The following is a 13,884-nucleotide window of genomic DNA, read 5'->3' as shown; positions in this document are numbered from 1 at the left end:
ACGAAAAAGGCACAAAATAAGTCTGGAGTCTAAAATCCAAAGCTTAAAAACCAAAGTTGTTTATTTTATCCACCCCGTCATCTTTCGATATTTTTATACTTAATATTGCAGCATAAATTTTACCTATGAATGGCATGGTGCTCATCATCGATGATGAAAAGAAAATCTGCAGTTTACTTTCCAGGATTATAGAATTAGAGGGGTTTAAAACCCTACAGGCCAATACTGGAAAAGAAGGCCTCAAATTGCTTAAAAATAACGATGTAAGCATTGTAATCAGCGATGTTAAACTACCTGATGTTAATGGAGTAGCGCTGGTTAAAGATATCAAAGCCATAAAATCTTATGTCGAAATTATAAATCTTACTGCTTACGGTACCATTGCCGACGGCGTTTTGGCGATTAAAAACGGGGCATTCGATTATCTGGTAAAAGGCGATGATAACGACAAGATTATTCCGCTTTTGTACAAGGCGATGGATAAATCAAATCTGCAGCGCAGGGTTTCCGATCTTGAAAACAAAATTGCTAAAAAACACAGCTTCGAAACCATAATCGGTCAATCAAAAGCTTTAAAGGAAGCGATTGATCTGGCCAAGAAAGTAAGTGTAACCGATACTACTGTTTTGTTATTGGGCGAAACTGGAACTGGAAAGGAAGTTTTCGCTCAATCTATCCATTACGAAAGCCCTAGGGCAGCAAAACCATTTGTGGCCTTAAATTGCAGTGGCTTTAGCCCCGATTTACTGGAAAGCGAACTCTTCGGATACAAAGCCGGGGCTTTTACTGGGGCCAATAAAGACAAGAAAGGCCTGTTGGAAGAAGCTAACGGTGGCACATTGTTACTGGATGAAATCGGTGAGATGAACCTCGATTTACAGGCAAAGCTATTGCGTGTACTCGAGAGCCAGACTTTTATCAAAGTAGGCGATACCCAAACGCAACAGGTAAATGTTCGGATATTAGCCGCCACAAATAAAAATTTAAAAGCCGATGCAACTTCTGGAAAATTCCGCTCCGATCTTTATTATCGGCTTTCAGTTTTCACCATTACCTTACCGCCGTTACGCGATCGGAAAGCCGACATCCCTGCATTGGCAAAACACTACTTAAAAGAATTTGCAGATAAGGTAAACCGATCAGCACCAAAAATGGATGATAAAATTTTATCAATATTGAGCGATCATAGCTGGAAAGGAAATATCCGGGAACTTAAAAATGTGATCGAACGTTTGGTAATCCTGTCGGATGGAGATACCTTAAGCGCTACCGCCTTACCTCCCGAATTTTTTGAATTTGCACCAATAGAAAACGATTATAATCTACAACAGATAGAAAAGCAACACATTCAAAAAGTACTCATCCATACCAAAGGGAATAAAACAGAAACCTCGCGATTACTGGGGATCGGTTTAACCACACTTTACCGTAAAATAGAAGAATACCAGATTAAGGAAATTTAGTGGAAAGTCCAAAGACTAAAGCTGAAAGACCAAAGATTAAACTATAGTGCTAATAAAACTTAGGGGTCTGAGGGGTCTAAAAGTCAGAAGAATATATACCCAAAAAATAATGAAATTTAAAGACTAAAAAGACTGTTTCGACCGATGAAGAATCGGCCTCGCAGTGACGGATTTAGAATACAAAATTATCTGAGGAATCCTCAAATCTGTGTAATCACCCGCTTTAGCGAAAACTTAGCTGCCTGAAGTGGTGTAAACTCGGCCAATCTTACCTCTCAGCTACGCACCAAACCTGATCCACTTATCGCCTTCATGGCCGAAGATAAAAGAACCTGGGTGTAACATTTCGGCGATATCTTCTATTAGCGAGACGGCATTTTCAGCAGTTCTTTCGCGGTTAACATCGTCATTTAATAAAATGATTCTGTTGTTTTGCACCGCTTGCCAATCGGTATTTAATGCCGCAGGTACTTCTCTCATTAAATCGGTTAACGTTTTACCCGGCTGATAGTAAATAATAAAAACAGCGCTTAGTATGTCAGTCGCTATCATTCCACCTGCCAGCGAAATTTCTTCCGATAAAAAATATTCCGGATTATTGCTCGTATCCAAGCAGGCTACAGGCATTTTATCCATAAACTTAATCTTGTGCTCCACTAAATCTAAACGTTCCTGTAATTCTTCTTGGTGAGCAGCATCGAGGCCGATAAATAAATCGTTTAAAAAAGACATCTGCATTAAATTTATTAATTTGTGCAAAAATAACATTCCTGATCGCATGCGAGGCTCATTTAATTATATATTTTGGTTTTTTTGTGTAAGCTTATTCTTTTCATGTAAGGAAAATGCTGATCATCAGGACAAAAAAGTCTTCAATATTAATCTCGATCAGGGTTTAACCTCTATTGATCCGGCCTTTGCGCGCAACCAGAATGCGATCTGGATGACCAACCAGATTTTTAATGGTTTGGTACAGATCGATTCATCCTTGCAAACAATCCCCTGTATAGCCAAAAGCTGGCAGGTTTCGGAAGATGCTTTAACTTACACTTTTAACCTGCGTAATGATGTTTACTTTCATGATGATCCTATTTTTAAAAATGGCAAAGGCCGAAAAGTAACCGCAAGTGATTTTGTATATAGTTTTTATCGTTTAATCGATCCAAAAGTAGCTTCATCAGGCGGGTGGATTTTTAGTGATAAAGTGAAGGATAAACATAATTTTATCGCGTTAAATGATTCTACTTTCCAGATCAAACTGGTGCGTCCTTTCCCACCCTTTATGAGTTTACTCACTACACAATACTGCTCTGTTGTACCCAAAGAAGTTGTAGAACATTATGGTAAGGATTTCAGAAGTCATCCTGTTGGCACCGGCCCTTTTAAATTTAAATACTGGAAAGAAGGTGAAATATTAGTGCTTTTAAAAAATGAGCATTATTTTGAAAAAGACGCCAAAGGAATGGCATTACCCTACCTTGATGCTGTAAAAGCCAGCTTCATCACCGATAAACAAAGTGGTTTCATGAGTTTCCTGAAAAAGGATCTGGATTTCTACTATAATGTTGACGGCAGTTACCGCGACGATATCCTGACCAAAAGCGGAAAAATGACCTCGAAGTACAAAGGAAAATTTACATTAACCAAAAGCCCATACCTGTGTACCGAGTATGTAGGTATATTGGTTGATACCAATCTTTCGATTGTAAAGAAATCGCCATTGCGCTTAAAAAAAATCAGGCAGGCCATTAATTATGCTATCGACCGTGACCGGTTGATCAAATACTTAAGAAACGGGATCGGCGTAGCGGCAACATCTGGTTTTATTCCTAAAGGCATGCCCGGATTTGATAGTTTAGCTGTTAGAGGATATGCCTACAACCCAAAACTTGCCGCAAAACTTTTGGAAGAGGCGGGTTTTCCTGAAGGGAAAGGCATGGCAGAAGTAACGCTAAATACCACCACAACTTATAAAGATCTGATCGAATTTATCCAGGGAGAGCTTACTGCAACAGGTATTAAAACTAAAATTGATGTGAGTCCAAGTGCAAGCTTAAGGGATTTAATGTCGAAAAACAATGTAAACTTTTTCCGTGGCTCCTGGCTGGCCGATTATGGTGATGGAGAGAATTTCCTTTCGATGTTTTACTCAAAAAATAAAGTGCCCTACGGACCAAATTACACTGCTTTTTACAATAAAGAATTCGATCAGCTGTTTGAGAAAAGCTATTATGAAACCGATAACGAAAAACGCTTTGAGCTGTACCGCAAAATGGATCAGATGGTGATGGATTATGCTCCTGTTGTTCCGCTTTTCTACGATCAATCTGTAGTGATGCTTCAGAACAACATTTCAGGTTATTCCTTTAATCCACAGAGTTTAATGATTTTGAAACGGATAAAAAAGAAATAGAAAAATCGTCAACTTAAACGTTGTCTTCAACAAGCAACCATTGCTACTTCTTATCCATTAACTTCCTTTTAAGAAAATCGGCCGTTGCCTCACTCACCTTTAAACCGTTAGAAAATTTCATCCAATGATGGGTATCATCAGGAATGGCCAGAAATTCAAAATCAAACTTCTTATCTTCAAACCTTTTGGCCAAATCTACACTCTGGTTAAAAGCCACATTGCGGTCATCATCAGCATGTATAATCAATGTTGGCGATGTCCACGTGTTAATGTAACTCACCGGAGATGATGATGTGGCTATCCTAGCGGCCAATGCAGCATCTGGGGCAGGCTCCTTTCCTTCGGTTCCTTGATTACTAAACCTATAATTTACGCCATGGATATCTACTCCAGCTGCAAATAATTTAGAATCTTTTCCAAGTGCCAGCGCAGTTAAGTAGCCACCATATGAACCTCCATAAATGCCGATTTTATTTTTATTGATATCCTTCTGATTCGCTAACCATTCGCCTGCAGCCTTTATATCCTGATATTCTGCTGCTCCTTGTGGCCCGGCATTTAAAGGCTTATGAAAATCAAAACCATAACCAGTACCCAAACGGTAATTTACAGATAAAACCGTAAACCCCATATTTACCAGGTACTGGTTTAAAGCATAATCAATTGAATAATAATCCATCGGGTTCCAGCCCAAAAACATTTGCCGTTGGGGCCCACCATGAACATATACGATTGCTGACTTGTTTTTATCTGCTTTTTTTGGAGAAAACAATTGTCCATATACAGTATTGCCATCGGGTGCCTTAAAGTTTACATGTTTTGGAATCACCATTTCTTTGATGGGAAAATCGTTAGGGATAAGTGATTCGCCGATGAGTTTAACTGCCTTTTTATCATTTAATACAGCTGGTAAAAGCGGCCGTTCTGCTGTAGAACTTAAACAGAAAAAAGTACGGTTATCTCCCGAAATTACAGGATAGGCTTCGATGCCTTTGCCAAAACTCAATGCCTCCACGTTTGCCTTATTTACTGCTACTTTGTAAATATGCCTCCTATCTAAATCATCTGTTTCTTTACCGGTGTTTGCTGCAAAAACCAATGTCTTTTTATCGTTGCTCAGTTTAACGTTTTCAATAGCAAAATTACCCGGGGTAAGCAATAAACGGCCTGATCCATCAGGATTAATAGCATACAAGTGCGGCCAACCGTCCTCATATGAAGTGAATATTATCTTACCATCGGCCCATTGCAAATTGGTACCACCATCAATTGAAGGATAAGAACCCCTGATCGTTTCGGGAGCTTTCCAGATCTGTTTTCCTTCTCCAGTATTTACGTTAACCGTCCAGATAGCCCAGGGTTGATGTTTTCGCGTTAAAATCGAATCCGTTTCAATACCTGTTCCTGCTGTGCGGATAAAAGCAATCGCATTGCCGTCTGGTGACCAAACCGGTGCATTATCTTTAGAAAAAGATGGTGATAACCACTGTATCGCCGTTTGCTGATCGGTATAAATACCTATAAAAGAATGATCTGTGCGGTTGGAAACAAACACAATCTTCTTCCCGTCCGGCGACCATTTGTAACCTGAGTTGATACTTTTTGCGTAAAACAGGTTTTTTACCGGAAACGATCCATCAATCGGGGCAACCATCACCTGACCTGCTTTGCTAAACAGCACCTGTTCACTGTTTGGCGAAATAATGGGGTTATCGCCTTCACCTATTGCAATAACTTTTCCACCGCCAAAAGGCACAGCAAACACCTGTATTTTTGGTGCAATTGGAGATGAGTTTGCGTTAACCGGTCCGCCATCTCTTCCACCATGATCGCCGCCACGTACAAATACAATCCATTTGCCATTTGCAGAAATAGAGAAACTGGTTAATTCCTGCCCATCATCGTCATTATAATCTGTATTTTTTATTGCTTTATAATCAGGCGCTTCAGCAGTATAAATGTTTCTTTTTCCCTGTTCATTTGCGGCCCAAGCTATTTTAGAGCCAACGGGCGAGGCTACCAATTGTGTGGGAAAAGGATAACTTAAAACTGATTTCAGTGTAAAGTTCTGCGCAAAAATTTTAGCGGCAGATGTTAGTATGAGCAGTATAAGCAGCGATTTTTTCATTACTTGATATTGATCGGATAAATTATAAAAAAAAGCCCTAACCGATGTGCAGTTAGGACTCTGATTATTGTTTTTTATAAGAATGTTACTGATCCCACCACAGTTTGGTTGTTCTTGCCACATCTGCCGGAACATTTGCGCCGTTTTTACTGCGTTCGCCCTGTGGATAATCCAAACGACGGATAAAGGTTGGAAGCGCAGCGTTGGCCGGCATACCGAAATCCTTGTATTTGTAATCGAAACGGCGGGCATCATTCCAGGCCTCAGGATTTAAATAGGTTGCAATGTATTTCTCTTTAAAAATCAGGTCTTTTGATAAGGCCGCAGCACCAACATTAACAACAGGATTGGCCAGATAAGCATCTCTTGCAGTTGTCGAAACTAAAAGTTTATCCATATTAGCACTAATACCGGCCAAATAAGCTGCATAGGCTTTCGTTTTATCGGTATCAAAATAAGCTTCAGCTTCGATAAATTTCAGCTCAGCATAAGTAACAATAAGTATTGGAGCAGTATTGCTGGTCCATGGAGAGTTACTAGAAATATAACACTCATCTTTTGTGGTGTTTGCACCAGGCAATCTGTTACCTGCCCCATTTACGGTTCCGATGTAAGTATTATTCACCGTTTTGTCAGTTATCTTTTCCAAGCGCGGATCTACCACACCTGGAAAAGTTGTACCTTTTAGCGCATCGATCAACTGCTCAGAAAGCCATCCACCAAGCGATTGTTGCGAATTGGATAGTGCCACATTGGCCCATGGATTACGCTCTTTAAAAGTAGCCATGCCGGCATCATCTGCATTTGCCGTAAAGGAATTACTTAGTGCTTCCAATACTGCTGTAGGATTATAAGAACTTGTTTTACTTATTTTGTTCAATAATCTGGCTTTTAAACCATAAGCCATTTTCAACCAGTTTGCCCTTTCAGTGGCAGGAGTTTTTCCATAAATTAAATCGCTTGTAGGGGCCAGTTTAACTGTTGCATTGGTTTTGGCAAGTTCAACAATGGCTTCATCCAATAGTACTATAGCTTGGTTATATACCTCCTGTTGTTTATCATATTTTGGCTTAAGGTTGTTAATGTCGAAAGCTTGCGAAAACGGAGCATCTCCCCATAAATCATTTACCAAGGTAAGGTTATAGGCAATAATCACATCGGCTACACCTTTATACTCGCTGGAGCCTTGTGCAACTGCCAGTTTTTTCATTTCGTTAGCATCGGCCATGGCAAAATAAAGCGCATCCCAGGTAGTACTAAAATCAATTGCCTGGTAGGTATCTCCGGCCGCATTAGCTGAAGGATTGGCGGTATATTGCACATAAGGGGCAACAATACTTCCGATAAGGTAATTGTTATTTCCGATTTTGTAAGTTGATGTAGCCAACAATGCATTGAGTGTTGGCACGGGAACCTGATTCGGATTATCAGACAATTTATCAAAATAATCGTCTTTACAACTCTGCAAACCTAGTGTTGCAATTAAAGCTGCGCACCATGTATATTTTATAATCTTTTGCATCGTAATTCTATTTAAAAACCAACATTAAGTGTAAACATAATTGTACGGGCAGATGGATAGGTAAATCCGGCAGAGCCATCATTATTACTACCCGAATCAAAAGAACTCGATTCTGGATCCACACCATAATATTTCGTCCATAACCATAAATTATTTCCGGTAACGGATAGTGAAGCATTTTTGATTGATTTTGCAGGCAACCAGTTCTCCGGTAAATTATAGGTTAAACTTGCAGAACGTAACCGTACCCATGAGGCATCGCTTACAAAAGGCTCAGAAACGTTCCGGTAGTAAATGCGGTAATACCCTTCACCATAATCAACCCCGTCTGGCCCGATCCGCTGCCCCATATAAACCGGTTTGGTGTTCGGTTGTCCATTGGCCAAAACCCCGTCAAACACCCGCACTGTTCTTCTATCTGCTGTATAATCAGGCAATCCAAAGGCCGAATAAAAATCTTCTAACCAGTTGTATTTCTCAAATCCTAAACGCGCATCAAACAATACATTTAAACTAAAATTTTTGTATTTGAAAGTATTGCCCATACCAATGATGTAGTTCGGCTGCGAATTACCCAGTAATTTTTGCTTGCCACCTGAAATGCTCGGGAATCCGTTTGCTCCAATCAGCAATGGAAGATCTTTATCCAGTACAATCGGATCTTCTGGCGTACTTCCATAATAACGGTTAAAATAGCTGCCATAAATATTGCCATATGGCTGTCCCTGGATCAGTTTCATCGTAACTCCCGCATTGCCATAACCTCTTGCGGCACCGTAAACAATTTCCGATATTCCGTTAGGCATACTCAATACCATATTTCTATTGGCCGAAAAATTAACATTTACATCCCACCTGAAATCTTTTGATACAATTGGTTTACCATTCAATACCAGCTCAACTCCCCTGTTCCTGATATCGCCTGCATTTATTGATTTGGTTACATAACCTACTGCCGAAGAAATCTGCGTTTGGATGATCTGATCTTTGCTTAAGGAATAATAGTAAGTAAAATCGAAACCTAAACGGTTTTTAAAGAACGACATCTCTAAACCAGCCTCGTAGGTATTGGTAAACTCGGGACGAAGATCTGGATTACCCAGATTTGACGCAATGGTTAAACCACCTGTTCCGGTTGGCAGCGAAGTATAAGGCGAATACCCAGTAAAGGTAGAATACTCTGATGCATCCTTTCCGATCCTTGCGTAAGACAAGCGCAACTTGGCCTGATTAATCACAGCAGGCAACTTAAATTGATCAGAAAACACATAACTTAAACTTGCTGAAGGATAGAAAAACGACCTGTTTGCTTTTGGCAGCGTAGAAGTGATGTCATTTCTTCCTGTTACGGTTAAGAAAAGGTAATTTTTGTAATCAAAAGTCGCTTCTCCAAAATAACCGATCAGTCTTTTTTGTCTCAGGGTTTGCGTTGGGGTAAGTACACCTGCATTAGCCAAATTAAAGAAATTGTACACGCCGAGGATGCTGCCCAAAGTACCGATCTCTTTCGATTTACGGTCATAAAGCTCTTGCCCAAGCCTTAAAGTCCCGGTAATATCATCTGTTAGTTTAGAGGTAAGTGTGGCAACGATAGTGCTGTTAATGGTTCTAAACTTGGTATTGTATTCACCATAATAACCCTGAGCATTATCGTACATGGCTTCGGTAGCATACATCGGTCCGCGGGCAGTTCGCACACGGTTGTCGTTATATGTATCTACACCTAAACGGTAAGAAAAATTAAGCCACTTTGCGGGATCATAACTTAGGCTTGCCCCACCGATAAACCGGTTAACATCACCTTTAAGCCTGTTGTTTGCTGTACCCCAGATTGGATTATTGGTACCGAAGTATTTTTGCGAACCATCTGCATTCTGATAATCTGCCACATCATAACGCGGCGACCAATAGGCCAAACTTTCGCCAAAACGGTCTGCACTATAACTATATCCGCCAGAATTGGTGAAATTCATATTTACAGCGGCCTTAAATTTTGGACTGATGGTAAAGTCTGTATTTAAACGTCCCGAGAAGTTTTTGTTATCGGTATTTGGCATCATTCCTTTTTGGTACAACTGCGAAACAGAAGAGAAAAATTTAATCGCTTCACTTCCTCCGGTAACCGAAATCGAATTTTTAACCTGCTGTCCTTTACCAAAAGCACGGTCGTAGTTATTAAACAATTGATCAGGGTGAGTCGGATCAATCAGTTTCGCTTCGGCAATGGTTGGCCCCCATGCCGGTCCAATTCCGCCTGGAGGGTTGGTATAAACGCCCAACACGCCTTGGGTATATTCTGTTTGTACATCCGGCGATTTCAACACTTCATCATAGCCGTAACTACTGTTGAAATTAACGCTAACGCCATTCTGCTTGCCCCTTTTAGTGGTAATTACCACAACACCATTTGCGCCTCTTAATCCATAAAGCGCGGTAGCGGCACCTCCCTTTAAAATATTGATGGTTTCAATATCCTCTGGATTGATATCTGAAGCCCTATTGGTTACCCCTCTTGAACCATATGCGGTTCCATCGGGATTAGCCCCGACTGTAGAGGTAGAGTTATCAATCTGCACTCCATCTATTACATATAAAGGATCGCCAGAAATGTTAGGGTCAATAGAGTTAACTCCCCTGATCCGGATACTTGCTCCCTGGCCTGGGCCACCGCCAGTGCTTGAAATTGTTGCACCTGCAACCTTACCTTGTAATGCATTAAGCAAGTTAGGCTGGTGATTATAATTCAGGTCTTCGGATTTTACAGATTGTGCAGCATAACCTAAAGATTTAGCCTGTCGGGTAATTCCCAGTGCGGTTGAAATGGTTACTTCCTTTAGTTCCTGTGCATCCGCAGCCAGCCCTACATTAACTGTTGTTTTACTGCCAACAGTAATTTCCTGCGTTTTATACCCAATAAGACTGATTACCAGTACAGCGTTAGTTGATGGCACTTGAATGGTAAAGCTACCATTGACATCGGTGGAGGTACCTGTTGTACTGCCCTTGATTTTTACACTTGCTCCGGGTAATGGGCCTCCATCATCAACAGCGGTTATTTTTCCTGTTATTGTTTTTACCTGTGCCATTGTGGATAGGCCAATCAGTAAAATAAAAAGAAAAAAAAGTGAGGTAAAGATTTTTCTCATATCACAATTGTTTAGTTTAGGGGATTTTAGTTATATGCAATATAACATTTTTAGCACCAAAAACACGCACAAAACATGATCAATAAGGTTGTATTTCGTGCAAAATTTTACACAAACACCCTTCATCCTGCAAAATATTGCAAAAAACATCAATAAAAAACGCATAAACCGCCTTACAAGCTTAATTATGCAAAAATATTACTGCTTAAAAATTGGTTAGCGTAGCTTTAACGCTTTTACAGAAAAGAAATAGAGACATGAAAAAAAAAATCCTTTCCGAAAGAAATCGAAAAGGCTTAAAATTTATGTTAAATTGGGTTCTACTGCTGAACGCCACCGCCCACTCCACCTCCTTGTTGCTGATCTTGCTTCACATCGTCGTTTTTGATTTTTTTCTTTTCTGTAAATTTAAGTTTACCAAAAGAATAGCTAAAGTTAACACCGAAAGAACGTAATGGGTAATAAATGTTAGTGCTCTGATAAAGTGTACTTACTTTATTTCCAAGTGTTGTAACAGAATTATTAACGGTTTTAATATGCAGATCGCGGGTAAATGGATTTAAAGTATTGATGCCAATTGAGCCTTTTTTGTTCAGAATATCTTTCTTAAATGATGCCCCGTAGAAAATCATCGCATCTGTTTTACCTTGATAAGTTCTTCTTGGTGAGTTTACTACACCAAACAATTCGAAATTATAACCTTTACCAAATCCGTATGCAGACCGGCCAAATATATTGTAGTTTAAAAAGGTACCTGTACTTATTCCTGTTTGCGTATTGCTCACCTCGTAGGTATTAACACCAAGATTAGTCATTAAAGTCCATTTTGGTTTTGGATTGTAGGAGGCAAACACATTCGCTCCATAAGTTTGTGCCACTCCCACATTTATATATGTGGATAATGTTTTCTCAAATCCGTTCTCTTTTAATGGAGTGATAGAACTTTCGATCACCCCACCTGTGCGACGGTAAAATACTGATGCATTGATCACAGATCCTTTAATAAAGGTTGAATAACCAAGCTCAAGGTTATCACTTAGTTCAGGACTTAATGTTGGCTCTCCTTGTCTGATATTAAACTGATCGCTCTCATTACGGAAAGGGTTCAAATAGGCTAAACTCGGTCTTTGTACCCTACGGTTGTAGCTTAATTTCAAAGTTGCATTGCCTTTAAGTGTTTGCGAAATGATCGCGCTTGGAAATAAGTTGAAGTAGTTATTTTTCTGAATGCCCGGATTAATAGTATTAAAATCGATACTGGTATATTCTGACCTTAAGCCACCTTTAAAGTTTAATTTTTTACTTAGTTTAAGGCTAATTACCCCATATGCAGAGGCTACATCTTGCTTGTACTCAAAATCCTGGTTTGCATTATTAGAAAATTCACTATTGATGTTTCTGAAAATACCCTTTGCACCTACCTCTAAAATAGTCGATTTGCTAAACGGATAAGTGTAGTCTGTTTGTATGGTGTATTCCTGATTTTTACCGGTATTGTTATTATTTACAGCAGGAAATGAACTTCCAATAATTTCGTTTTGGAAATCTGTTGTATTTCTTCCAGATGATAATTGGCCAGAAATAGTGAATTCTTCTCCTTCTTTTTTAGTGGTATGCTTATAGTCTACATTCCAGTCGAAGTTATTAAAACCCATGTCCATATCACTGATATTTTTAAACGGCACACCATTTAAAACATAATCCGCACTTCCCGGACCACCATTTGAAAAGTTATTGTATTTTATATTAGAGCTTACGTTGTTATAGGCATTAAAATCATAATCAACACCAAAACTACCGTTATAACCTTTACGGCTCCATTTAGAAACTCCGTCTTGCATAATGTTAGTTATTGTTGTTTTGCCAATGGTATCGGTACGCGTACTATTTTCAAATAATACTCTCGAATCCTGAGCATAGGCCAAATTTGTACCCAGACTTGCATTTACACTTAAACGACCCGTTTTCGCAGTTAGGTTAAACGCACCATTGTTCTGACGTGTACCTGCAGATGCATTTACCGTACCGCTTACGCCCTGCGCATTAGATTTTTTAGTAATAATATTGATGATACCTCCCGAACCTTCTGCATCGTACTTAGCAGATGGACTGGTAATTACCTCCACACTTTTAATCTGCTCTGCAGGGATCATTTTCAATGCGTCAGCAACGCTGCTGGCCATAGTTCCTGATGGTTTACCATTAATTAATACACGAACGGCACCACCGCGTAATTGAACATTGCCATCAACATCGACAGATAACATCGGCACTTTGCGCATTACATCAGTAGCGTCGCCGCCAGCATTCGTTCCATCAGCTTCTGCGTTATAAACCATTCTATCGATTTTATTTTCGATAACCGCTTTTGTTCCCTGAACCTGCACATCTGCCAGCGTATTTTCGCTTGATGAAATATAAATTGTACCTATATTATTATCGGGTTTGGATGGCGTGGTGGTAACCAAAACAGATTTTGTTTTGTAGCCCATAAAACCGATCATTAGCTTATAAGAATCAGGCGATACATTTTGTAAGCTTAATTTTCCCTTTCCATCGGTTACACCACCGTTTACAGATTTGTTATCTTTTGCAGTAACCAACGATACCGTTGCGTAGTCAATTGGTTTTTTAGTTAGTGAATCGAGTATAGTTGCGGTAATACGTCCGGTAACGGTAGATTTTTTTGGTCCTCCACCCAAGCCGCCGCCAGTAAACTGGGCATGTGCGGTAAAAAATAATCCAAGGATGAAGGTAAGTAGTAAAAGTTTTTTCATGTTAAAGAGTTAGTTTTTTGTAATTAGTCTACGCAAATTGCATTTTGTTACAATTATAAGCTATACTTTTTACACTAACTCTATCAATTTGTCGGCAAACACTACGCTTTTATCGGTAAAAGGAATAATCAATTCAACGTTTCTGCATTTCCGTGCTAAAAACAATTAGATGTATTCAATTTTCTTCTTGATTGGAAAGTAGGTGCCTGTGCATATCGGTTCCGATAGCCCTGCCGCCGCTTTACTCGTCCCTAAGGCGATCATCATGCTGAATTTAACCTCAAAAAAATGTGTCCACACGATAAGACTAAATCGGGAATAGTGCTCGCTTCTGTAACGTTTAGCTAACATAAAACTGTGCAAAAAACAAAATCTAGCAACAAAAACCATGAAATGAAACTTGTGACAGTCCTCCGACAGGATGACAAGTTGTAA

General features: G+C 39.6%; 7 protein-coding genes. 2 read left to right on the top strand and 5 right to left on the bottom strand.

Annotated elements, in window-relative coordinates; genetic code table 11:
- Positions 1–125 precede the first annotated feature (125 nt).
- On the top strand, positions 126–1,463 hold the full coding sequence (locus J7E57_RS24270) for a sigma-54-dependent transcriptional regulator (RefSeq protein WP_215131678.1): 1,338 nt from the start codon (positions 126–128) through the stop codon (positions 1,461–1,463).
- 279 nt (positions 1,464–1,742) lie between these two features.
- On the opposite strand, the gene J7E57_RS24265 is transcribed toward J7E57_RS24270, so the two are convergent.
- Positions 1,743–2,195: a hypothetical protein gene (locus J7E57_RS24265; protein WP_029275832.1), complete on the bottom strand. Its 453-nt coding sequence runs from the start codon at positions 2,193–2,195 to the stop codon at positions 1,743–1,745.
- A gap of 46 nt (positions 2,196–2,241) precedes the next feature.
- Here J7E57_RS24265 and J7E57_RS24260 point away from each other — a divergent pair, with 46 nt between their 5' ends.
- Positions 2,242–3,876, top strand: a complete 1,635-nt coding sequence (locus J7E57_RS24260; RefSeq protein ID WP_215131733.1) for an ABC transporter substrate-binding protein — start codon at positions 2,242–2,244, stop codon at positions 3,874–3,876.
- 43 nt (positions 3,877–3,919) lie between these two features.
- On the opposite strand, the gene J7E57_RS24255 is transcribed toward J7E57_RS24260, so the two are convergent.
- From J7E57_RS24255 to J7E57_RS24240, 4 genes are all read right to left on the bottom strand, one after another.
- Positions 3,920–6,004: a S9 family peptidase gene (locus J7E57_RS24255; protein ID WP_215131677.1), complete on the bottom strand. Its 2,085-nt coding sequence runs from the start codon at positions 6,002–6,004 to the stop codon at positions 3,920–3,922.
- Positions 6,005–6,089: 85 nt separating this feature from the next.
- Positions 6,090–7,526 carry a SusD/RagB family nutrient-binding outer membrane lipoprotein gene (locus J7E57_RS24250; RefSeq protein WP_215131676.1) on the bottom strand — a complete coding sequence of 479 codons (1,437 nt, stop codon included), beginning with the start codon at positions 7,524–7,526 and terminating at the stop codon, positions 6,090–6,092.
- Between the two features lie 11 nt (positions 7,527–7,537).
- On the bottom strand, positions 7,538–10,672 hold the full coding sequence (locus tag J7E57_RS24245; protein ID WP_251030026.1) for a SusC/RagA family TonB-linked outer membrane protein: 3,135 nt from the start codon (positions 10,670–10,672) through the stop codon (positions 7,538–7,540).
- Positions 10,673–10,992: 320 nt separating this feature from the next.
- Entirely contained in the window at positions 10,993–13,449 is a 2,457-nt protein-coding gene (locus J7E57_RS24240; protein ID WP_215131674.1) for an outer membrane beta-barrel family protein, read from the bottom strand.
- Between the last annotated feature and the right edge of the window lie 435 nt (positions 13,450–13,884).

This window comes from Pedobacter sp. ISL-64 (genome assembly GCF_018613605.1).
GTDB lineage: Bacteria > Bacteroidota > Bacteroidia > Sphingobacteriales > Sphingobacteriaceae > Pedobacter.
Note: the sequence above shows the minus strand (reverse complement) of the source record. Positions and strands in the feature narration are given on the sequence as shown.